Raw genomic sequence first — 21,932 nt, forward strand, 5'->3', positions numbered from 1 at the left:
CGGTGGCTGGAGTGGAACATTGGGCTCCGTGGGGGAAGGCTGGGAGCATGCGGTCGCTCTTCCGTTCGTCTCCTCGACCGGGGGCGGGTGGTCATGGCTGGGTCGTCTTCAGGCTGGCGCAGTGTGTGCCGTTCGCGATCCTGCTGGTCGGGCTGGGGATCGAGCTCTCGCCCGCGCACGCTGTGTACACGGGGCCGCTGCTGACCGCCATGCCGGCGCTGGCCTCGCTGACGATGGGTCCCAAGGGCACGCTGGCCGCGGCGGGCAGCGCGCTGTTCATCAGTGTCACCACCGCCACGATGCACGACGCCTGGGGCGCCACGCAGATCTACAGCAACCTGCTGGCGCTGCTCGTGGTGTCGGTGGCCAGTGTCACGACGAGTAACGCCATGCGGACCCGCAGGCAGAGCGAACTCGACCAGGTCCGGCGGGTCGCCGTGGCGGCGCAGGAGGTCATTCTGCGGCCGGTGCCCGCACGTCTGGGCCCGGTGTCGGCGGCCAGCATGTACCTCGCGGCGGAGAAGGGCGCGCAGATCGGCGGCGACCTGTACGAGGCGGTGCGGACGCCGTACGGGGTCCGGATGATCGTGGGGGATGTGCGGGGAAAGGGGCTGGCCGCGGTGCGCTCGGCGGCGGCCGTCCTGAGCGCGTTCCGGGAGGCCGCGCACTACGAGGACGAGCTGGCGGCCGTGATGAACCACTGTGCGGCCGCCCTGCGGCGGGAGCACGCGGAGCCGGACTTCGCGGTCAGGGACGGCGCGGAGGACCTCGACCTGGCGGAGGGTTTCGTCACGGCGCTGGTGGCCCAGGTGCCGGACGAACCGGTGGTCGAGGTGGTGAACAGCGGCCACCCCCCTCCGCTCGTGCTGCACGACGGCAGGGTCCGCGCCCTGGCGCCCGCCTCGCCGCTGCCGCCCCTCGGCCTGGAGGAGTTCCTCACCGGACCGCCCGCCAAAGCGGAGAGCTATCCGTTCGCGCCGGGGGACCGTCTGCTGCTGTACACCGACGGCGTCATCGAGGCCCGCAACCGCGAGAAGGACTTCTTCGCCCTTCCCGAGGCTATGGAGGCGGTGCACGCCCGCACTCCGCAGGAGTTCCTCGACCAACTGCACCGGAGGCTGGTCGGCCATACCGAGGGCCATCTGACGGATGACACGGCGATGCTGCTCTTGGAGCGCCGGCGTGCTTGAGTGGCCTCGACGGATTTCCGTGGCCCCCGCCGGGCTATGGGTGGCTGAATTCGCCGGTGTTTTCGGGAGTCTTTTCGGCGGCCGCGGAATTCAGCCGGCTGCGGCGCGTGAGGAGGACCGCGGTGCGGGTCAGGACCATGGCGAGGGACATGAAGACGAAGGCGTTCGCGTAGACGTCCGGGCCGCTGAGCCGGTAGTCGATGCTGAAGCGGACCAGTTCCTCGCTGAACCAGTGCTCGGCGCCGTAGGCGAAAAGGACGCGGGCGCTGGAGAGGACGATCCAGACGAGGGCGTAGCCGATGCCGCCGATGGTGTAGATCTCGCCGGAGGTGTCTTTGCGGGCGGGGAGCAGGGCACCCGCGATCAGGCCGCAGATCACGCCGGTGCCGACGCCGATGAGCTGGAAGGACGGCGCGTTTCCGTCGGTGGGAAAGGAATGGACGAAAAGGGCGATGATGACGAGTACCGCGGCCACCGAACGCAGCATGCGCATATTGGTGAGCCGGCGACGGCCGAGATCGGTCGCCAGAATGATGGCCAGGATTGTTCCGCTGGCGATAAGTGCCGTCACGAACTGACTCAAGTTACCCATGTGAATGTGCCCCCGGGCCCGTCGGTCGCGGCCTCGAATTCCGTGCCGCGCTGTCTCCAATGACGTTATGAGGGCGGGGAGTTGCCGCGGGACGACCGACCGGTGGATTCCGTGTCCACCGACCGGTGGACACCGGGCGGTGAATGCCCGGACGGTGAATGCCCGGACGGTGCCGGGGACCGCGTAGGGTCCGTGGCCGGGGCGGGTGATAGGACTTGCGCTGGTCGCTCGCGGGCACGCCGTTTCGCGGGCAGGGCGGGGCGCGGGAAGAGCGGGGCATGGCGGGGGACGGGAACACGGTGACGGACGAGGCGGGGCGTGCTCCCGAGGCGGGACAGGCTCGCGAGGTGGGGCAGGCGCCCGAGGTGGGGCGTGCTCCCGAGGCGCGGGTGCGCTGGGTCGGGCTGTGGGACAGCTACTTCGCGATCTGTTATCTGATCACCGCGGGATTGGTGTTCGCCTCCGTCCATCCGCAGATCCACCGCATCGTCGCCATCAGTACGTTGACGTTGGTCGCGCCCTGGTACGCAGGTCTCGGACGGCCGCTGATGCACCGTCATCACCGCGGGCGCAGGAACGTCGTCTTCTCCGCCGGTCTGCTGGCGCTGTTCATGGTGGCCGCGGCGGCCGACCTGATGGCGTCCTTCGCCCTGTTCGCCGTGGTGCCGATGCTCATGATGAGCCTGAACACCGCCCCGGCCATCGCGGTCGCCGTCCTCGCCAACCTCTTCCCGGTGACCGTGCTGTGGCTCGGGCCCGCCGGCGACAGGTCCCCGGCCACGCTGTTCGTGCTGCTGGCGTCGCTGCTCGGGATCGCCCTCTCCGCCCTCCTCGGGCTGTGGATCAAGCGGGTGGTGCGGCTGAACAGGGAACACGCCGAGCTGATCGAGGAGTTGCGCAGGAACCGGGAGCAGGTGGCGCGGCTGTCCCACAGGGCCGGCATCTCCGCCGAACGGGAGCGGCTGGCGCGGGAGATCCATGACACTCTCGCGCAGAGCCTGACCAGCGTCATCAGCCTCGTCCAGGCCGCCGAGTCGGAGGTGGACGACACCCCCGACCTCGCCCGCGAACATCTCGCCCTGGCCGGGCGGGTCGCCAAGGAGAGCCTGGCCGAGGCCCGGGAGTTCGTCGCCGGCCGGTCGCCCGCGGCGTTGCAGGAGAGTTCGCTGGCCCAGGCCGTACGGCGGCAGACGGACGGCCTGGTCGCGCAGACCGGGCTGCCGGTGCGGTTCCGCGTCGAGGGGGCCGAACAGCCGCTGCCGATGCCGGTGAGCGTCGTCCTGCTGCGGGCCGCGCAGGAGACCCTGGCGAACATCCGCAAACATGCCGAGGCCCGCACGGTGGATGTGGAGCTGCGGTACGCCGAGGGCGGTGTCGGCCTCGTCGTGCGGGACGACGGGAAGGGCTTCGACACGGATGGGGATGAGGAGCCCGGGGCGGCCGGTGGCGGGAGTGACGGTGGGAGCGGGGGCTTCGGATTGCGTGGGCTGGAGGCACGGGTGGCGGAGATCGGCGGGGTGGTGACGGTCGTCAGCGGCCGGGGCGAGGGCACCAGGGTCGGCGTACGGGTCCCGCTGGAGCGGGACGGGCGGGAGCCCGGGGCGGTGACGAGCGATGAGCGCTGAGACAAGGCCGATCGGGGTGCTGCTGGCCGACGATCACCCCGTCGTACGCGAGGGCCTGTGCGCGATGCTCGAATCCGACCCGGGCATCACCGTGGTCGGACAGGCCGGCTCCGGCGAGGAGGCCGTGGCGCTGGCCGCCCGGCTCGACCCGGACATCGTGCTGCTGGATCTGCGGATGGGCGGGATGGACGGGGTCGCCGCGACCGGGCACATCCGGCGGGAGTCCCCGCGCAGCAAGGTGGTCATCGTCACCACGTACGAGAACGACGCCGACATCCTGCGCGCCGTGGAGGCGGGTGCGTCCGGCTATCTCCTCAAGGGCAGTTCCCGGGCCGAGCTGGTCGGCGCCGTCCATGCGGCCACGCGCGGTGAGACGGTGCTGACGCCTTCGCTGGCCGGCAAGCTGTTCCGGGCGCGGGTGGTCGACCAGCCGGTGCTGTCCGGCCGGGAGTGCGAGGTGTTGCGGCTGGTCGGCCAGGGGCTGACGAACGCGGAGATCGGCAGGGAGTTGTTCATCGGCGAGGCCACGGTGAAGACCCATCTGCTGCGCGCGTTCAAGAAGCTGGATGTGTCGGACCGGACGGCGGCGGTGATGGTGGCGCTGGAGCGCGGCCTGCTGTCGTGAGGGGGGGCGGGCGGGACTGCCGGCCTGGCGCCCAAGGGCCCCTGGGACGACGGCAGTTTCTCCCCCGGCCCACGCGCGAATGCGGCGAGAACACCAAGCCCGAGCATTAGAATCGTGCGTGAGGTGAGGGGAGCCCGTGGACATATCCAAGCTGCCGAACCCCTACGACTACCGCAATCCGGTACGCGACGCCGCGCTCTTCGCCGGGCGGAACGCCGAGATCGCCTCCATCGCATACGAGCTCGACCAGGCGGGGGTGGACCGGCCGTCGGTCTATATCGCGGTCCACGGCCGGCGGGCCGCGGGCAAGACCAGCCTGCTCAACCGTACGGAGCACCTGGCGCGGGACCGCGGGCTGCTGCCGGTGCGGGTGGAGCTGGTCGAAGGTGACGACTCCCCCGCCGCCTTCTACCGCAAGGTCTACGAGGAACTGGTGGACGCCGTCGAGGCGGAGGGCGCGCCGGGCGAGGTGCCGTGCGGAGCGTCCACCGTGCCGCCCGCCACGGTCAGCGCGGCTCAGGTGCGGCGGGTGTTCTCCGGCGCCGCCCCGGAGGCCGGCTTCCCGCTGGAGTTCCCCGAGGCGCTGGCCCTGTCGGGCTCCGACGGCACGGTGTCCCAGGCCGCGCTCCGTGCGGACCTCCGCTATCTCGTACGGGCCCTCGGCCGGCCGATCGCGCTGCTCATCGACGAGGCCCAACTGGTCGCCGGGCACAAGGAAGTGCTGTCCATCCTCCGCGCGCTCGGGAGCCGGCTCGACGGCTTCGTCTTCGTGCTCGCCGGCACATCGGGCCTGCTCACCCAGATCACCGAGGTCTTCTCGCCGCTGCTCAGGCAGTTCAAGGAGATCAGGACGGAGCGGTTCATCGAGGGGGAGGACGTCAGCAGCTGCATGCTGCTGCCGTTACGGAGGTTGGGGATGGACGCCGCGTGCTTCCCCGACTTCAACGCGACCCAGTCGGAGATCGTCAAGCTCACCGACGGCAATCCGTACGAGATCCAGCTCTACTGCCACGAGATGTTCGCCCGCTGGCAGAAGGACCCCGCCATGGGGGGCATGGCGCTGAGCGCCGAGATGCTGGAGGACGTCAGGTCCCGCATGGAACAGGGGCGGGAGGTCCTCGACCGCAGGCTGATCCGGTCGGTGAAGAAGCTGTCGCCGGAGCGGCTGCACGCCTTCAACGTCCTCAGCTCCGCGCTCGATCACGCCACCGTCGACGAGGTCTGGTTCGCGCACAACGTGGTCGGAGCGCCGACGATCACCCGCGAGGTCCTCGACCAGGCCCGTGCGCAGCTGATCGCGGACGGCACGCTCGACGACGACGAGGTCGTCCGGCTGTCCCAGGAGACCGAGCTGTTCGACGACATCTACGTACGGCTGTGGACCATCAACAAGCTGGGACGGCGGCTGCACACCCAGCTGATGGGCCGTGGCGAGTTCCGCAGTCTGCTGACCCGGCGGCTCGGCTGTCTGCTCACCGAGCTCGCCGCCGAGCCCGCCCGTGTGCTCCGGACCTGCTGCCCGAAAATGGGCGAAGCCAGCCTCAACGAGGCGTTGTTCGCCCTGGAGAGCCTGGCGGACAAGGGCGCGGAGTCCGTACCGCACCCCACACAGTTCGTGCACGAGGCCATCCTCCGTACCGGCATCCCCACCGCGCTGGACATCACCACGGTCACCTGCGCCTACCGCGGTACCACCGCCGTCCAGTGGCTCTACTCGGCGGACTCGGACGACTTCCTGCTCGACACCACCCCCGGCTTCCGCGCCGCGGCCGACCGGATCGCCGCGCTCGGCGGGGAGCTGACGGCCGAACGGACCCGGCTGCCGCTCAAGCCCTGGTCGAAGATCAGCGAGTGGCTGCGGCTGTCCACCGGAGCGGTGCGCTCCGCCATCGCCTGCAACCATCTCGGCGCCTCGTACTCCGCCTACCGCGCCGGTGACCTGGCCGGGACGCGGACGCATCTGTCCGCCGCGTTCGATCTGGACCCGCGCTGGGAGCCGGCGAACAACATCCTCTACGTGTCCCTGGCCGCCGGTGAGCCCGGCATCGCCCTTGAGTGGGTCGGCCGGGCGGTGGACATGGCGCAGCACCCCAAGGACAAGGCGCTCAGCCGGTACAACGCGGCGATGGCGTACCTCCTGGAGGGGGACCGGCAGGCGGCGGCGGACCAACTGGCCCTGGCGGCCGGGGAACTCGCCCCGCTGCCGTTCGTCGACTGCGAGATCGAGTATCTGCTGACCCCGCGGATCGTGGACGGCGAGGTCGCCCTCGAGCAGGAACGCGAGGTCGATCTCGCGGGGGCGATCGAGGGGGCCCGGGCGGCGGTGGGGGCGGAGGGGGAGACGGCGAGCGTGGAGGGGACGGAAATCGTGGCAGAGGCAGCGGGTACGGAAAGCGCGGGGGCGCCGGGGAGCGTGGAGCAGGCGGCGGAGCCGGGCGCGGCGGTGTCCGCGTCCGGGGCACCGTCCGAGGCCCCGGCTGCGCGGGCTGGTGAGCCGCGCCCGGTCACCGTCCTCGTCGTCGCCACCGAGTGGTGGTCCGCGCACGGCGGTCTGAGCACCTTCAACCGGGACCTGTGCCGGGCGCTCGCCGCCGCCGGGGCGCAGGTGTACTGCGCGGTGCTCGCCGCCTCCCAGGAGGAGATCGACGAGGCCGAAGTCGCCAATGTCTCCCTGCTGTGCCGTCCTTCAGCCGCCGGCGTACCGGAGTACGTCCGGCTGACCCGCCGTCCACAACTGCCCGAAGGCACCGTCCCCGATCTCGTCATCGGGCACAGCCGGATCACCGGTCCGGCCGCCGAGATGCTGGTCTCCGACTTCTTTCCGCAGGCCAGGCGGCTGCACTTCATCCATATGGCACCGGATGAGATCGAATGGCACAAGCTCGACCGGGATGACGACGCCGCGCTGCGCGCGGAGGGCAGGACCGAGGAGGAGCGCCGGCTGGGCACGGGCGCGCACCGGGTGGTCACGGTGGGCCCACGGCTGCACCATCGCTTTCTCAACGAGCTTTTCGGTGCGGGTGTTTCGGCGCCGTTGCAGATCGACCCGGGGTTCGACACGGCCGATGCGAAGCCCCGCACCCCGCCCGCCGGCGGACCGCTGAAAGTCCTGCTGGTCGGGCGTACGGAGGACTACGAGCTCAAGGGGCTGGACCTCGCGGCCCGTGCGTGTGGACAGGTGGCGACCTGGCGGGAGAAGGCCCAGGTACCGGCGATCGGCCTGCTGGTCCGGGGAGCGCCGTCCGGCACCGGGACCGAACAGCGCAAGCAACTGCGGACGTGGTCCGGCCATCCCAAGATGGAGATCGTGGTCCGCGAGTACTCCTCCGACGAGGAACGGCTCACCGCCGACATGTGCCGGGCGAGCCTCGTCATCATGCCCTCCAGGGCGGAGGGCTTCGGCCTGGTCGGCGTCGAGGCCATGACCTTGGGGGTTCCCACGCTGGTCAGCGAGGAGAGCGGGCTGGCGCAGTTGCTGCGCGAGAAGCTCGACGGGGAGACGGCGGGGCGCCTCATCGTCCCCATGTCGGGCGACGACGACGAGGACGCCGAGACCTGGGCCCGTCATATCGACGCGGTCATGCGCGACCTGCCGACCGCCTTCCGACGCGCCGCCGAAGTGCGCGACGCTCTGGCCACCGAGGTGACCTGGGCCGATGCCGCCGCGAAGCTGCTGGGCGAGGCCGACAGGGGCGAGGGCTGAGGCCGCCCCGTTCACTCCTCGCGCAGCCGCGCCCGGTCCGCCGCCGCCTTGCCCTGGTGCCAGCCGTCCGCGTCGCGTACGCCGCGCAGCCTGACCGGGGCGGTGTCCGGGAAGAGGGTTCCGGTGGTCTCCTCCACGGCCAGGTCGCGGGCGGCCAGGACCGGGAGGAGGTCGGGGGCGGTGGCGCCGGACTCGGCGGTGGCGGCGGCCGTGGCGGCCTCCGTGGCCGCGGTCAGCCGGTCGCGGACGCGGTCCGCGTAGGCGACGAGGAAGGTCTGGCGGAACTCGCGGGTGCGGCGGGAGCGGCCCCGGGAGTGGTGGTGGTCGCCGGCGCGGTTCATCGCGGCGGTGGCCTGGAGGAGGAGTGAGGTGTAGAGCAACTCCACCGCCTCCAGGTCGGGTTCGAAGCCGACGACGGTGGAGAAGCCGACGTCGGCGGCCCAGACGGCCTGGCAGCGGTTGGCCGCCGCGACGGCGTCCAGGAGCAGCGCCTTGGCCTGTTCGTACGGTCCCTCGATGCCGATACGGACCGCCGACGGGCCGCCGGCCGCACCCCCCGGGGAGCCTGCGGCGCCGGCGGCACCGGCGAGGAGCGCCTCGTCGATGCTGTGCCGGGCCATCAGCTCCTGCGCCTTGGCGGACAGCGCCTCCGCCTCCTCGGCGAAGTCCGTCGCCTCCGCCTTGGCGAGCAGACCACGGATCCGGCCGAGGGCACGGGAGGCCGCCTCGCCTCCGGGGCCGGAGCGGGCCCCCGCAGTGGAAAAGGCACCAGTGAGCCGACCACCGCCGGCCACCTTCCGCGCGGGCTGCGGGGCCGGCAGCGGGGTGAGGCGGGGCAGCCTGGCGATGATCCGCAGCGCCGCCAGGACGTCGTACCCGGTCTCGAAGCGGGAGCCGCGGCGGCGCCGGGCCAGCGCGTCGAGATAGCCGCGGTCGGACTCCCACCACACCTCGGCGCCGAGCCTCCGCAGTTGCCCCTCCCAGCGGGGGTCGCGGGCCGCCTCGGCCTTCGACGGGCGGGCCGCCTCGGCCGCGATGGCGTCGACGACCAGCGTCGCCAGCGTCGCGTCCGCCGCCTCGCGCCGGACGATCCGCTCCAGGTCGGCGGGCTGCCAGCCGCCCGCCCAGCACTGGCGGACGCCAGCCGCCGCGGCCGCCACCACCGCCGCGCTCACCGCCTCCCAGCCGGCCGGGGCCGCGGCCAGCATCGAGGCACCGGCCTCGATGGCGTCCTCGGCCGGCTGCCCGTCCGCCGCGTAGCGGACGCGGCCGAGCACGCTCCCCACCAGCTCATCGACGGCCGACGGCCGCTGCCCGCCCCGGCCTCGTCCGCCAGCCCCTTCAGCCCCTTGTCCTCCGCGTTCGCTCACCCCGTCACTGTACGGAGGGACCGCGCGGCCCGGCCTCGGAGGCCGCCAGGTGCGGGCTGCGTAGCGTCCGCATACGACGACGCCCGGTGGCGCCGTGTTTCCGGCGCCACCGGGCGTCTGCCACTCACGTCATGTCGTCATCGGGTCCGTCACCGCGTCACCGCAGCGCGCTGCCCGCGACCCACTGCGACCAGAGCATGTTCCAGCCGTTCAGGCCGTTGTCGGGCCGGACCGTCTGGTCGTCGGAGTTGACCACGTTGACGACATCGCCGAGCTGCGAGTTCTCGAAGAACCACGCGCCGTCGGTGGTGGGGTCACCGGCGCCCTTGACGTCCTTGAGGCCGATGCAGCCGTGGCTGGTGTTGGCCGTGCCGAAGACGCCCTTGCCCCAGTAGTTGCCGTGGATGAAGGTGCCGGTGGCGGACAGCCGCATGGCGTGCGGGACATCGCGGATGTCGTACTCGCCCTTGCCGTCCTTCTTGGTGAAGCCGACGGTGGAGCCGTCCATCCGGGTCTGCTCGAACTTCTCCGAGATGACCATCTGGCCGTTGTAGGTCGGGTTGTCCGCGCCGCCGGCCGAGATCGGAATGGTCCTGATCGTCTTGCCGTCGCGGACCACGGTCATCTGGTGCGACTTGGCGTCGACGGTGCTGACCTGCGAGCGGCCGACGTTGAAGGCGACGGTCTTGTCCTGGATGCCCTTGACGCCGGGAGAGGCGTAGACGTCGTCGAGGTTGAGGTCCATGGTGACCCGGGAGTTCGCCTTCCAGTACGTCTGGGGGCGGAAGTCCAGGCGGGTGTCGCTGAACCAGTGGCCGACGACCTTCTGGTTGCTGCTCGACGCGACCTTGATCGCCGACTCGACGGACCGCTTGTTGGTCACCGGCTTGTCGAAGTTGATCGACACCGGCATGCCGACGCCGACGACGGAGCCGTCCTCGGGCGTGAAATTGCCGATGAAGCTGTTGGTCGCGGAGACGGTGGTGAAGCTGGAGTTCTCCACCGCCTTACGGCCCTGGGAGTCCACCGCATGCGCGGTGACCTGGTACTCGGTCGAGCGGGCCAGGGCCTCGTCGGGCGTCCAGGTGGTGCCGTCGGCGGACAGCGTGCCCTCGACGGTCTGCTTCGTCGCGGAGGTCTGCTTGGCGATGACGGCGGTCATGGTGACGTCGGTCAGTTTGCCGCCACTGACCGTGACCTTGGCGTCACGGTGGATGCCCGCGTCCGGTGTGCCGTTCTTCGGCGCAATGGTGATTCTGGCGTCCGAGGAGTCCTTCGCCGCCGCCTCGTCCACCTGCTGCTGCGCCTGCTGGTGCTGGGCCTGCTGATGCTGGGCCTTCTGGTCTCCGGCGCTGTCATCGCTGCGGGTGGCGGCATTGCCCCCACCACATGCGGCAACGGTGAGTACGCCCCCGAGCAGCGCGGCGCTGGCTATGAGGCCCTTGCGGCGCTTGCTGTCCGTCATCACACAAATCTCCATTGCTACCGATAGGAATTTCCCCGAGTTCTCTCTGCGGGCGCGGCCCTCTCGGCCGGCGCCCGACGCTGCCCTTCAGGCCGCGCCTTATGACCCCATGTTCCGTTTCGCCCCTTCCATTCCTCTACAAAATGTGGGGAAGGACACCTGTTGTCCACATAACAAACCCCCGCACGACGGGAGCCGTACGGGGGTGGCCGACAGGGGGCTGCGGGGCGGGGCGAGGGTGCGGCACGCCGCCTCGGACGAGTGCGGATGCGGGTGGCTCAGACCTCCTCTGCGGTGTCGTCGGCGAGATCCCACTCCGCCGCGTCCCATTCGACGTCCGGGTCGTAGTCGGTCATCTCCTCGCTGCTCCAGGAAGCCTGCGCGAGTTCGGTGCCCGGCACGGTGGCGACGAGGTCGAACGGGTCGACGAGGTACGCGAGCGCCTCCGCCGGGTCCTCCTTGACCGTGGCCACGGCCTGCCGCCGTTCCTCGTCGGGCAGCGAGGGGTCGCCGCCGATGTGGTCGAGGGCGGCGCCGGTCAGCTGGCCGACGTCGGTGACCTCCATGACCAGTTCGACATGAAGCCGTACAAAACGTGATGTCTCACCATTGCTCATGTCACGGAGCTAAGCACCTACACGTCCTGACTTCCCCGCGACCCGCTGCGGTCATTAACATCTGAGGTCAACAACATCTGAGGTCAACGGCGATATGCCGCGCCCACAGGGGGGATCGTTCTGTGACCGCACGACGACCACTGCTGACCGCCACCGCCGCGGGAACGGTGTTGTTCGCCCTGTGGTTCGTACCGTCCGCGAACGCGTTCATGGGAGACGGTGGAACAGCCGATTCCGCACTGCGGGTCGCCGCGACGAGCAAGACCCGCGAGTCCGTCCAAGCCGACCGGCCCCTCGACGGCCGGCATGCCCGCCCCGACGCTCCGGCCGGTCGGGCCGGCGGCGCGCAGAGCTCCGGCGCCTCCCCGCAGCACCTCCTGGCCGACACCGGCAGCCCGAACACCACGCCGTATGTGATCGGCGGCGCGGCCTGCCTCGCCCTCGGCGCCGGCCTGGTGACGTACTCGGTCCGCCGCACCCGCGACGAGACCTGCTGAGCGGCCCGTCCGCCTGACGCGACGAACGGGCCGACTGCCCCTGTCCCCTGTCCTCCGAAGCCGCTAAGGCCTGTCCTACGGGGCAGGGTCGGAAAAAGGCGGCTAGGCCAGCTCGCCGGTGACCGACTCCGCCGCCGCGACCAGCTTCCCGGCCCGCACGAACGCGTACGCGCCCTCCAGGTCCGGCGCCAGGAAGCGGTCCTCGCCCGGCCCCTCGATGCCCGCGGCGCGCACCGCGTCCAGCACCGCGCGGCTGGCGGGCGCCGGTGTGAGCCCGTCGCGCATCTCGATGGCCCGGGTCGCCGTGTAGAGCTCGACGGCGATGATCCGGGTCAGGTTGTCGACCGCGGTACGCAGCTTGCGCGCCGCCGACCAGCCCATCGAGACATGGTCCTCCTGCATGGCGGAGGACGGGATGGAGTCCACCGACGCGGGCGCCGCCAGCCGCTTCAGCTCGCTGACCAGCGCGGCCTGCGTGTACTGGGCGATCATCAGGCCGGAGTCGACGCCCGGGTCGCCGGCCAGGAAGGCGGGCAGCCCGTGCGAGCGGTTCTTGTCCAGGAGGCGGTCCGTACGGCGCTCCGCGATGGAGCCGAGGTCGGCCGCGGCGACGGCGAGGAAGTCCAGGACGTAGGCGACCGGCGCGCCGTGGAAGTTGCCGTTGGACTCGACCCGGCCGTCCGCCAGGACGACGGGGTTGTCGACGGCGGCGGCCAGCTCGCGGTCGGCGACCAGCCGGGCGTGGTCGAGGGTGTCCCGGCCGGCGCCGGCGACCTGCGGAGCGCAGCGGATGGAATAGGCGTCCTGGACGCGCGGGGCGTCGTCCTGGTGGTGGCCGGTGAAGCCCGAACCGGCCAGCACCTTCAGCATGTTGGCGGCCGAGGCGGCCTGGCCCGGGTGCGGGCGGATGGCGTGCAGCTCGGCCGCGAGGACCTTGTCCGTGCCGAGCAGCGCCTCCAGGGAGAGCGCGGCCGTGATGTCCGCCGAGGTGAACAGCCGGGCGAGGTCCGCGCAGGCCATGACCAGCATGCCGAGCATGCCGTCGGTGCCGTTGAGGAGCGCCAGGCCCTCCTTCTCGCGCAGTTCGACGGGCTCGATGCCGTGCTCGGCGAGCAGCTCGCCGGCCGGCCGTACGACACCGTCGGGGCCCTCGGCGTCGCCCTCGCCCATCAGCGTCAGCGCGCAGTGCGAGAGCGGGGCGAGGTCGCCGGAGCAGCCGAGCGAGCCGTATTCGTGCACGACCGGGGTGATGCCGGCGTTGAGTATGGCGGCCATCGTCTCGACGACGAGCGGGCGGACGCCGGTGTGCCCGGAGGCGAGGGTCTTCAGGCGCAGGAACATCAGGGCGCGGACGACCTCGCGCTCGACCCGCGGGCCCATGCCGGCCGCGTGCGAGCGCACGATGTTGCGCTGGAGCTGGGCGCGCAGCTCGGGGCTGATGTGGCGTACGGCCAGGGCGCCGAAGCCGGTGGAGACGCCGTATACCGGGTCCGGTTTGGCGGCGAGCTCGTCGATGAAGGCGCGGGAGCGGGCGACGGCGGCGAGGGCCTCCTGGGACAGCTCGATCCGGGCCGCGCCACGGGCCACCGCGATGACGTCCTGTGCGGTCGTGCCGGACGTCCCCAGCACCACAGTGTGCATATCCATATTCAGGCACCCTAGAGACTGAATCGCCGGATGTCACCACCGGATTTCCGGATCACCCCTTACCGCGCCCTCACCGCGCCCTTGAGCGGCCTCACCTCCGGAACCGCCGACGCTCAGGACCGGACGGCGGCTCCTGGGAGTCCGCGAGCCTTATGACCGGATCCTCGTCCGGACCACCCGCCCGGCCGGCGACCACCGGTTCACCCGCCTGCGCCGCCTTGGCCCGGTACTGGGCCGCGTCCGCGAGACGGAAGAGCCGGCGGGCGGTCTGCACCGGACCGATCGGATCGCCCGTCGACGCGACCCCCACCGACACCCCCTCACCGAGGTCCAACTCCCCCGCCCGGTCGCACAGTTCGCCCGCCACCTTGACCACCGCGTCGGACGGCGGGCCGACCGCCAGCAGACAGAACTCGTCGCCGCCGAGCCGCGCCGCGAGCGTGCCCGGCAGTATCGCGCCGCACAAGGACAGCACCGACCCGAACCGCTCCAGCAACCGGTCCCCGATGGCATGGCCACGCGTGTCGTTCACCCGCTTCAGCCCGTTCAGATCACACACCACCAAGCTGACCACCGCACCATCCCTTCGATGCAGTTCCAACGCCTCATCCAGCCTCATATCCACCGCACGGCGGTTGGCGAGGCCGGTCAGCGCGTCGGTGAAGGCGAGCCGGCGGGCCTCCGCGAGCCGCTCGGTCTGCGCGATCCCGGCCGCGGCCACGGCCGCCAGCACGGTCGCGAAGTCGGCGTCCGCCCGACCGAAGGCCGGCTCGCCGATCCGCCGCGCCACATACAGCTCACCCCAGGCCCGGCCGTGCAGCACGATCGGCGCGACGACACAGCAGCCGCGACCCCGGCGGCGCAGCGTGGCCACCCGCTGCTGATTGGAGAAACCGTCGTCCCGCGGACCATCGGCGGTCTCCACCCAAGCATTGGGCTCACCTCCGCCGGCCCACTGCTCATGCAGAAAGCCGACGATCTCCGGAAACTGATGCACCGGATACATCTCATCCTCCGGGAACTCCCTCTCATCCCGGCCGAGTTCACCGACATTGACCAGCACCCGCAGCTTGCCCAGCTCACGCTCCCACTTCGAGACGGCAGCGAAGGAACCCCCCAGCGCCTGCCGCACCCCCTGCGCCGCGGCCCGGGCCGATTCACGCAGGGTGTGCGCGGCCGCCATCGCCTGCGCCAGCTCCACCACAGCCCGCAGCCTCACATCGCCCTCGACCGTCACCGGATCCTCACATTCCGTCACCGTGAGCACGCTCTGTACTACAGCGTAGAAATGTTTAACCCGTTTCGCCCGTTTCCGTGCGGATTCCACGCCAGGGGGTCATCCTGGCGCCTGGGGATGGGGGCCTACTGACCTGCGGCGCTGCGGGGCCGCTCCGGGCGGCGGGAAGACCTGCGACGAGGTCGGCGGCCAGGTACGCGCCCGTAGACCCCTTGAGCGTGAGCACCAAGGCCGTGGCGGGTCGGCGGTCCCGCCCGGTGTACAGAGGCACCGGGCGGGACCTGTTTCCCTCACCGCGCAAGGCGCGGCATCCCTCAGGGGAGCCCGGGAGGCTCCCCGCGGGACGGACCGGGGCCGGGAGTGAGCCCGTCGGCTCAGGCGGGATAGGCACTGTCCCTGCTCAGGGCTGGTCCGGTCGGGGGAAGTGTGCGGGCGGGTGGCCAGAGCCACGCCACAGAGCCCCGCCCTGATCTACGTGGCCGACGGTGCACCGTTGGCCGTCGGGTTGGTCACGTTGGCCATGTTGGCGTTGAAGTACTGGAACGCGCTCAGCTCATAGGCGCTGTGATGCGTGGCGCCCGCGTGCCGGAGGCACCACGTCTGCCCGTCGTCGGCATCGGCCGTGTCCGCCGACCGCTCCCCGCACGTGAGGCACCTGCCGAAGTACCGCACGGCTGTGTCTGGCATGGCCGACAGCGTCCAGTCAACAAACCGGTACCGCGCCCTCATCGTGCGCTTCCCGGTCGGTTCGGAAGGACGTTGCCCTCTGCGCGAGCGGCGGCGATGGACTCGGCGAGGCGGCGCCGCATCGCCGCCAGCTCCGCCTCGGTCAGCTCATCCACCCAGGCTGTACGGGCCTTGCAGTCCGCACGCAGGCGATCAAGCTGGCGGTACAGCTCCCGTTGACTGACGTACCGTCCCCAGGTCTCCTCCGCCCAGTCGCACAGCCGTGACCACGCACCGGCGCATCGTCCCCGGATCATCCGAACACCTCCGCCGGAAGCTGCGGCCCGTCGCCGTCGGCGTTCGTGCCGGAGCCGTCATAGTCGGGTGCGGGCAGACGCGCGCCCCGGCTGTCGGCGATGCGCCGCACGGCGTCGAGACACTGCAGCACTGCCCGCAGCGCATGCCGTAGTGCGTGCTCCCCGGCCTTACGGTCGTCCAGTACGGCCTGCGCGCCGTTGATCACGTCGGCGGCGTCGCGCAACTGGTGCGCCTCGATCTCGTCCGCGATCCGTGACAGCGCGCCCCCGAGCTCGCTCGCGCTCAGGAAGCACGGGTTGCCGTCTTCGCCCTCCCACGGCAGCAACCGAACCCGCGAGACGGGTGATTGGGTGTCAGTCCGGTCGTAGCTCATCAGGCAGCCACCTCCACTCCGTGGATCCAGCGCGGTCCGGCATCGATGCCGTGCACGGCCAGCCACAACGCCCGCCGCCGCCCACGCTGCAAGCGTCGTTCCTGCAGTTCCTCGGGGGTGAGGACGTACGGGCGGATGAGGGCGGTGTCCTCGCCGCGCAGCAGCCCCGGCCGTCCGACGGGCACGGGGGGAACCACGAGCGTCGGTGCCTCCTCGTGCACCACAACAGGCAATGAACCGGCGGTCCGGTGACGCCCTCGCGCGGGCAGTAACAGCCGCAACAGCAGTTCGAAGATCCACGCGCTATGTTTGCGCATGTCGTCAACCTCCCAGGGGTTGGTGGCCACGCCCCCGGACGTTCGCCGCTCCAGCAACGTCGCGGGGGTCTTGTCGTGTCTCGCCCCGAGCGATTTCCAGGGCTCAACCACCGTGACGCTCCGCCCGCCGAACTGGCAACAGAATCTGCAATGAACCACCCGCTGGGCAGAAAATGGCACATGCCGACGCCGACGCAATGACTGGTGCGGCGAACAGTTGCCGTGCGATGCTGCGCACATCGCCGCGAAACACGGGCAGTTGAGCCGGGAAGGCGGGTACATGGCGGCACAGCACAGGCCGACAGCACGACGCATCGCTCTAGGTCATGAACTGCGTGAACTACGCAAACAGGCAGGGCTAAGCCTCCTGGAGGCTGTACAGGGACTACCGTTCAGCGACACGAAGCTGCAACGGGTCGAGACGGGACTCCAGGATCTGCGCAGCGCTGGTGACTTGCGGAAGCTTCTGACCCGGTACGGGGTAACCGACGACGAAGACGTTGAAAGGCTGGTTGCAACCCAGCGAGGTGCGTCCAGTCAGGAGTGGTGGACAGACCACACCGGGTACATGTCTTCGGGGATGCCTCGATTCCTCGGCATCGAGGCAGCGGCCCTGGAAATCCGCGCCTACCATCCAATGCTGGTGTTCGGTCTGTTGCAGACCGAGGCATACGCGCGGATCCGGCATGAGCAGGCCAAACCAATTGATGAGACAACGAGTGAGTTCGTTGATCACAACGTGCAGATGAGGATGAAGCGAAAGGAGGCCCTGACGCGAGATGGGGACCCGCTGAAGCTTTGGGTGATTCTCAACGAGCCCGCTCTCCGTTACGTCGTCGGCGATGCCGACGTGATGCGCGAGCAGTACGGCGAGATCAACAAGCTGGCGACGTTGGACAACGTGACTGTGCAGGTGCTCCCCCAGACGATGCGCGGATACCTGCCCGTTCACGACTTCATGATCCTGAACCTTGGCGACACAATGCCGTCAACGGTCCAAGTGGACACCGCCTTTGGCGTTGCGTCGCTATCCGACAAGCCCCGAGAAGTCGGCAAGTTCTCGCGAAGGTTCGAGGCGCTGTCAAGGTCGGCTCTGCCTCCAGAGGACACCCCGCAGTTCCTACACCAACTATCCCGAGAGATCACAGAATGACCTCCCACACCCGCATACTGATGGACCGAGACCTCGCCGGTATCGACTGGTTCAAGTCGTCCTACAGCGACAACGGCACCGCCTGCGTAGAGGTCGCCAACGGCCTCCCCGGCATCGTCCCGGTCCGCGACAGCAAGAACCCCCACGGCCCCGCGCTGGTTTTCTCGGCAAGCGGCTGGTCATCGTTCATCGCAGCGGTCAAGCGCGAGGAATACACCACCTGAGCAGCACCCAGAAGCGCCCCAAGTCAACGGCCCCCACCGCCCGGCGGGGGCCGCTGCCGCCCCCGGACCAAGCGGCTCGTGGAGGATTTGCGGGTGCTGGGCGCAGGCAGTGCCGAGGGCCGCTTGCGGGCGTTGGCGAACCGTTGTGGACTGCTCGGGTGACAACGACTCGCACCCTGTATCTGATCGCTTGTGCCGCCCCTCCCTCCCGCCGCTTGGAGATCCCGGTACGCGCCGCCCAGCGGGCCGGGTGGGATGTCTGCTTGATCCTCACCCCGTCGGCGTACCGGTGGGCCAGCGAGGACGCCGTGGGCGTGATCGAGACCCTGACCGAACTCACCGGCCACCCGATCCGGCACCAGTACAAGCTGCCCAGTCAGGACGACGTTCTGCCGGCGCCGGACGCTCTGCTCGTCGCCCCGCTCACCGCCAACACGCTCAACAAGTGGGCCGCGGGCATCAGCGACACTCTGGCCCTCGGGCTGATCACCGAGGGCATCGGGTTGCAACTGCCCATCGTGGCCCTGCCGCACTGGAACGATGCCCAGCACGCGCATCCGGCCGTGGCGCGCAGTGTTGAGACCCTGCGCGCCGCGGGCGTCACGGTCCTGCTCGGCGACGGCGGTTTCGTGCCGCACAAGCCGCGGCACGGCTACCTCGACGCCTACCCGTGGCAGGCCGCGGTTGACGCACTCCCGTAGCCGGGCCGGTGCGGGATCACCCATCGCGCCGAGGCCCTTCCTCGCAGGTGAGACGCTGCGCCGGGTGAGCCCGAAGGGCCTACTCCGGACCCACTCTGGGGGCATCTAGGAGAGGTGCTGACGTCCTCTCAGTTCTTCGCCTCCGATACCTCAAGGGCCGCCAACTCGCCACGAATCAGAGCCCTGGCCGCGTCACCGTAGACCGCTGACCGCTCCAGAAGGCTGAACGCTTTCTCGTACGCATCGATCTGCTTCTGGTCGGTGTACGTCGGGCTTCCCCCGTACAGCTCAACCTCCACACGCTTACCGTCGAAGATCCCGAACGAGTGGCCAGGGTAGACGTGCCTCTCCGCTCGGTCGGGGATGATGCCGAGCGTCAGGCCAGGAAGATCAACCGCCTCCAGGAGCCGAGCGAGCTGGGCACGCATCACCCCCGGGCCCCCGATGTTCGTGCGCATGGCCTCTTGGGCGAGGACCACGTGGTACGTACGCCCCTCCTTGCCGATGAGGCCGGCTCGCGCAATCCGGCCCTGGACACCCGCCTCAATGTCATCCGGTGTTCCGAGGAAGTCAACGACCAAGCGCAGCATCGCCCGTACGTAGTCAGCGGTTTGAAGATTCCCCCAGATGACGTTCGCGCAATAGCGCTTGGTGTCCTTCGTCCTGCGCACCAGGTCGAGAAACGCTTGCTGCGTTGGCCCCATCCCCTGCCGGTGAAGCGCATCCCATCCGTTTGGCTCATAGGCTGTGTTCACGTTCCGCCCTCCCAGATGCCGACAGGCACCAGTCAACCGTAGGGGCAGAGACGAGGTCGATCACGAGGACCTTAAACCGGTGCAAGTTCATGCAAGTTCAGTGCATGGCAAGGTGAGTTGGGTGCAAGCTCTTGTCCGAGATCGTCTTCCGCGAATGAGGAGGTCACGATGGCCCTGCACATGCTCGGCAAAGACCCGAACTCCCCCGAGGGCAAGTCCGCCACCGTCTATTACGACGACGTAGCTGACAAGTACCTGGTCCAGGGGCTGAAGGTGCTTGACGAAGAGCGACTGTCGAAGATGGACCTCCCGGACCACGAAACCATCGTTGAGATCCCCAAGTACATGGTGAAGTTCTTCCCGGAGGTGAACGGTGACGGAGGAGCCAACGTTTGAGGGCCTGTTCCGCCAGGCCAAGCACTCTGCCGTGCACTTGGAGATGAGGGATGGCTACATGCGGTCCGACTCTGAGTTCATCTCCTGGTCGCAGGACCCTCTAAGCGTTCCGCCGAGGTGCGCCCCGGATTCGCGTCCCTGGCTGTCGCTGATGAAGGAGATCACAGGCCGCGGCGTTGTGGTCCGCCGCACCCGGATCTTCTCCGAGCCGATGAGCGACTACCTCCGCTTCGAGCACCACCTGACGCCACGCAACGTGGAGGCCGGCGAACAGGTTCGCTGGTTGCCACGTCGCAAGGCATCGGACCTCGCGCTCCCCGGCAACGACTTCTGGCTGTTCGACAACAGCCTTGTCCTGTTTCTGCACTTCACCGGTGACGGCGAGCTGTCCCCCGAGGGGGACGAGGAGCGTACGACCGATCCGTCAGTAGTTCGTCTCTGCTCCACGGCCTTCGAAACTGTGTGGGAACGGGCGACCTCGCACGAGGAGTACAGGCCGGTCTGATCCACTGACAAGGCTGATCACGCTGTGCCCCGCCCGTCGCCGCCGTCCAGCGTTCAGCAGGCCAGAGAAGCACTTGGAAAGCGCCTACGCGAGATTCGCCAAGACTCTGGCCTGACTGCTCGCGCTTTGGCGGCGGCGGCAGGGTGGCACGAGTCAAAGAGCTCTCGACTTGAGAACGGCAAGACGCCACCCTCGGACGAAGACATTCGCATCTGGACCCGCATCTGCCACTCAGAGGACAAGGCAGCGGATCTCATCGCGACGGCACGCGGCATCAACGGCATGTACGTCGAATGGCGTCGCATGGAGAGCGCCGGACTCGCACGCGTACAAGAGTCCGTTCTCCCTCTGTTCCAGCACACCCACTGGTTCCGCTTCTACCAATCTCAGGTCATCCCCGGATTGCTGCAAACGCAGGACTATACCGAAGCGATTCTGAACACGGTGGTCGCACTCCGAGACGCCCCCGACGACATCGAGGAAGCCGTAGCGGCTCGCATGAGCCGTCAGCGCGTGCTCCACGCAGGTGGACGCCGTTTCGCCTTCCTGATTGAGGAGTGGGTCCTGCGCTCGGTCATCGGCAGCCCGAGCACGATGGTGAACCAGCTCGGGCACCTCATCGGCATGACTGCCGCGCCCTGTCTCAGTCTTGGCGTGATCCCTATGGGGGTCGTACGCGGCAACGCGTGGCCGTGCGAGTCCTTCTCCGTGTACGACGAAAAACAGGCCGCCTGCGAGCTGGTGTCCGCCAGCCTCACCGTGACGCAACCAAGTGAGATCGCCGAGTATGCCAAGACGTTCACCGAACTCGCGAGCATCGCTGCCTACGGAGCGGGGGCCAGAAAGCTCATAACGTCGGCAATCGACTCGCTCGGGTGAAGGCGTGCAAGTTCGTAGAAGTTCATTGAGTTCGGCCTTTCGCTCTCCATACCGTCGGGATGACCAGCCGTTCACCCTGCGGAGATTTCATGACGAGCCCAATTCGCTACAGCCAAAGCCCCGTTGAGTTATCGATTGACGGCTGGCTGTTAGAGGGGGCGACTGCACCTGGCTGCGAAAAGTGCACTGCGCTCGATCTACAGCGGAGCAACGCGCGGAAGCGAAACGACTGGGCGGCGGCGTGCGCCATGGGCACGATGAGCTGGCATGAGTGCCCCGAGCTGGCGACGCCGGACCTGACAGGTCCGAGGGTTGGTGGGCACCGCTCGGCGGGACTCTGGATCTGCGCTCACATGTGGTGTCTCTGCCGCCCGGAGCGAAGGTGCCACCGTGCCCGTTTCCGTGCCTGGACTGCCGTTCCAAGGGGCGGCAGTGAGTGCTGCATGTGAGCCTGCCACATCTGACCGGCGGTAGTCGGAGCCTGATACTCCCGCCCCGGCGACCGAAACCCTGGACAGGTGAGCGCCGGGACGGGTGACCACGCAGAGGAAACCCTCTGCGGCCTACGGGCCATGTCATCGACGGTACGGCGGCGTGGCCCCTCGCGAAAGAGGAGGTTGGTGAATGAGCGCTGTGAGCGTCGAAACGTACGAGACGCGCACTCCCGACGCCGAAGGCTGGCGCGGTGTCCCATTCCGTCACCCGGCCGATATGGAGGCGGACGGCGGCAAGCACGATGGCGGACCCATGCCCCCGGAGGCTCCCCGCGACCCGCAGCCGCAAGGCGGGGACGGTAAGTAGCCCACGCTGGTAACGACGAAAGCGCCCCTGCACCGGCACATGGCCGGAGCAGGGGCGCCGTGCGTTCCGCGGATGAATCGCCGTGCGGAGGAGGGCGCAGCCGGCGCTGTCGAACGACGGCGAGGCTCGGCAGGGGCGGGCGGGAGAGGTGGCTTGCGGGGGTGGGGGGGGTGGGGGAGCCTTCGCATCCCGCAGGGGATGCGAAGGCTCCCCCACCAAGGCCCTCACTCCCCCGGCCAGTCCCGGTCCCGCGGCGCGGTGTAGGCGGCGCCGCCC

22 protein-coding genes are annotated in these 21,932 nt (G+C 69.5%); 11 read left to right on the forward strand and 11 right to left on the reverse strand.

Features of this window, described 5'->3' with window-relative positions; all coding sequences use genetic code 11:
• Nucleotides 1–47 precede the first annotated feature (47 nt).
• Nucleotides 48–1,190, forward strand: a complete 1,143-nt coding sequence (locus FCH28_RS29055; RefSeq protein WP_136743122.1) for a PP2C family protein-serine/threonine phosphatase — start codon at nt 48–50, stop codon at nt 1,188–1,190.
• 34 nt (nt 1,191–1,224) lie between these two features.
• Here the strand turns inward: FCH28_RS29055 and FCH28_RS29060 are convergent, their stop codons facing one another.
• Nucleotides 1,225–1,761: a hypothetical protein gene (locus tag FCH28_RS29060; protein ID WP_342781677.1), complete on the reverse strand. Its 537-nt coding sequence runs from the start codon at nt 1,759–1,761 to the stop codon at nt 1,225–1,227.
• Nucleotides 1,762–2,060: 299 nt separating this feature from the next.
• On the opposite strand from FCH28_RS29060, the gene FCH28_RS29065 reads away from it, so the two are divergent.
• The 3 genes from FCH28_RS29065 (at nt 2,061) to FCH28_RS39770 (ending at nt 7,735) form a co-directional block, all read left to right on the forward strand.
• On the forward strand, nt 2,061–3,407 hold the full coding sequence (locus FCH28_RS29065) for a sensor histidine kinase (RefSeq protein ID WP_136743124.1): 1,347 nt from the start codon (nt 2,061–2,063) through the stop codon (nt 3,405–3,407).
• The gene (locus tag FCH28_RS29070) at nt 3,397–4,032 is read left to right on the forward strand and encodes a response regulator (protein WP_136743125.1); all 636 of its coding nucleotides are present in this window, start codon (nt 3,397–3,399) and stop codon (nt 4,030–4,032) included. Before FCH28_RS29065 ends, FCH28_RS29070 begins: the two co-directional genes overlap by 11 nt.
• Nucleotides 4,033–4,168: 136 nt before the next feature.
• A complete protein-coding gene (locus FCH28_RS39770) occupies nt 4,169–7,735 on the forward strand; it encodes a glycosyltransferase (RefSeq protein WP_136743126.1) in 3,567 nt (1,188 codons plus the stop codon).
• Nucleotides 7,736–7,746: 11 nt separating this feature from the next.
• Here FCH28_RS39770 and FCH28_RS29080 read toward each other — a convergent pair whose 3' ends face one another.
• The 3 genes from FCH28_RS29080 to FCH28_RS29090 form a co-directional block, all read right to left on the reverse strand.
• Entirely contained in the window at nt 7,747–9,012 is a 1,266-nt protein-coding gene (locus FCH28_RS29080) for a DUF2786 domain-containing protein (RefSeq protein WP_136743183.1), read from the reverse strand.
• Nucleotides 9,013–9,262: 250 nt separating this feature from the next.
• Nucleotides 9,263–10,570 (reverse strand): L,D-transpeptidase, encoded by a 1,308-nt coding sequence (locus FCH28_RS29085; protein WP_136743127.1) that lies wholly within the window; start codon nt 10,568–10,570, stop codon nt 9,263–9,265.
• 278 nt (nt 10,571–10,848) lie between these two features.
• The gene (locus FCH28_RS29090; protein ID WP_136743128.1) at nt 10,849–11,187 is read right to left on the reverse strand and encodes a hypothetical protein; all 339 of its coding nucleotides are present in this window, start codon (nt 11,185–11,187) and stop codon (nt 10,849–10,851) included.
• A 122-nt stretch (nt 11,188–11,309) separates the two neighbouring features.
• Here FCH28_RS29090 and FCH28_RS29095 point away from each other — a divergent pair, with 122 nt between their 5' ends.
• Nucleotides 11,310–11,684 (forward strand): hypothetical protein, encoded by a 375-nt coding sequence (locus FCH28_RS29095; RefSeq protein ID WP_136743129.1) that lies wholly within the window; start codon nt 11,310–11,312, stop codon nt 11,682–11,684.
• Between the two features lie 102 nt (nt 11,685–11,786).
• Here the strand turns inward: FCH28_RS29095 and hutH are convergent, their stop codons facing one another.
• The 6 genes from hutH to FCH28_RS29125 form a co-directional block, all read right to left on the reverse strand.
• Nucleotides 11,787–13,331, reverse strand: a complete 1,545-nt coding sequence (gene hutH / locus FCH28_RS29100; protein WP_136743130.1) for a histidine ammonia-lyase — start codon at nt 13,329–13,331, stop codon at nt 11,787–11,789.
• Nucleotides 13,332–13,422: 91 nt separating this feature from the next.
• Nucleotides 13,423–14,514 (reverse strand): GGDEF domain-containing protein, encoded by a 1,092-nt coding sequence (locus FCH28_RS29105; protein WP_136743184.1) that lies wholly within the window; start codon nt 14,512–14,514, stop codon nt 13,423–13,425.
• Nucleotides 14,515–15,039: 525 nt separating this feature from the next.
• Nucleotides 15,040–15,255, reverse strand: a complete 216-nt coding sequence (locus FCH28_RS29110; RefSeq protein ID WP_136743131.1) for a DUF7848 domain-containing protein — start codon at nt 15,253–15,255, stop codon at nt 15,040–15,042.
• A gap of 38 nt (nt 15,256–15,293) precedes the next feature.
• The gene (locus FCH28_RS29115) at nt 15,294–15,551 is read right to left on the reverse strand and encodes a hypothetical protein (RefSeq protein WP_136743132.1); all 258 of its coding nucleotides are present in this window, start codon (nt 15,549–15,551) and stop codon (nt 15,294–15,296) included.
• Complete coding sequence (locus tag FCH28_RS29120; protein ID WP_136743133.1) at nt 15,548–15,925, reverse strand: hypothetical protein; 378 nt, start codon at nt 15,923–15,925, stop codon at nt 15,548–15,550. Before FCH28_RS29120 ends, FCH28_RS29115 begins: the two co-directional genes overlap by 4 nt.
• On the reverse strand, nt 15,925–16,242 hold the full coding sequence (locus FCH28_RS29125; protein ID WP_136743134.1) for a hypothetical protein: 318 nt from the start codon (nt 16,240–16,242) through the stop codon (nt 15,925–15,927). Before FCH28_RS29125 ends, FCH28_RS29120 begins: the two co-directional genes overlap by 1 nt.
• A gap of 280 nt (nt 16,243–16,522) precedes the next feature.
• On the opposite strand from FCH28_RS29125, the gene FCH28_RS29130 reads away from it, so the two are divergent.
• The 3 genes from FCH28_RS29130 to FCH28_RS29140 all read left to right on the forward strand — a co-directional run bounded on the left by FCH28_RS29130 (nt 16,523) and on the right by FCH28_RS29140 (nt 18,320).
• Nucleotides 16,523–17,395, forward strand: a complete 873-nt coding sequence (locus tag FCH28_RS29130) for a helix-turn-helix domain-containing protein (protein WP_136743135.1) — start codon at nt 16,523–16,525, stop codon at nt 17,393–17,395.
• On the forward strand, nt 17,392–17,619 hold the full coding sequence (locus tag FCH28_RS29135; RefSeq protein WP_246103317.1) for a DUF397 domain-containing protein: 228 nt from the start codon (nt 17,392–17,394) through the stop codon (nt 17,617–17,619). Before FCH28_RS29130 ends, FCH28_RS29135 begins: the two co-directional genes overlap by 4 nt.
• Nucleotides 17,620–17,777: 158 nt before the next feature.
• Nucleotides 17,778–18,320 carry a flavoprotein gene (locus FCH28_RS29140; protein ID WP_136743136.1) on the forward strand — a complete coding sequence of 181 codons (543 nt, stop codon included), beginning with the start codon at nt 17,778–17,780 and terminating at the stop codon, nt 18,318–18,320.
• Nucleotides 18,321–18,448: 128 nt separating this feature from the next.
• On the opposite strand, the gene FCH28_RS29145 is transcribed toward FCH28_RS29140, so the two are convergent.
• Nucleotides 18,449–19,075 (reverse strand): DUF5753 domain-containing protein, encoded by a 627-nt coding sequence (locus tag FCH28_RS29145; RefSeq protein WP_136743137.1) that lies wholly within the window; start codon nt 19,073–19,075, stop codon nt 18,449–18,451.
• Nucleotides 19,076–19,243: 168 nt separating this feature from the next.
• Between FCH28_RS29145 and FCH28_RS29150 the strand changes: the two genes are divergently transcribed.
• From FCH28_RS29150 to FCH28_RS29160, 3 genes are read left to right on the forward strand one after another with little or no spacing between them, the layout of a single operon-like run.
• Nucleotides 19,244–19,471 carry a hypothetical protein gene (locus tag FCH28_RS29150; RefSeq protein ID WP_136743138.1) on the forward strand — a complete coding sequence of 76 codons (228 nt, stop codon included), beginning with the start codon at nt 19,244–19,246 and terminating at the stop codon, nt 19,469–19,471.
• Nucleotides 19,449–19,976 (forward strand): DUF6879 family protein, encoded by a 528-nt coding sequence (locus tag FCH28_RS29155; protein WP_136743139.1) that lies wholly within the window; start codon nt 19,449–19,451, stop codon nt 19,974–19,976. The genes FCH28_RS29150 and FCH28_RS29155 overlap by 23 nt, the downstream gene beginning before the upstream one ends.
• Before the next feature lie 24 nt (nt 19,977–20,000).
• On the forward strand, nt 20,001–20,855 hold the full coding sequence (locus FCH28_RS29160; RefSeq protein WP_136743140.1) for a helix-turn-helix domain-containing protein: 855 nt from the start codon (nt 20,001–20,003) through the stop codon (nt 20,853–20,855).
• The last annotated feature ends 1,077 nt before the right edge of the window (nt 20,856–21,932 follow it).

Source organism: Streptomyces piniterrae, from assembly GCF_005048155.1.
Lineage (GTDB): Bacteria > Actinomycetota > Actinomycetes > Streptomycetales > Streptomycetaceae > Streptomyces > Streptomyces piniterrae.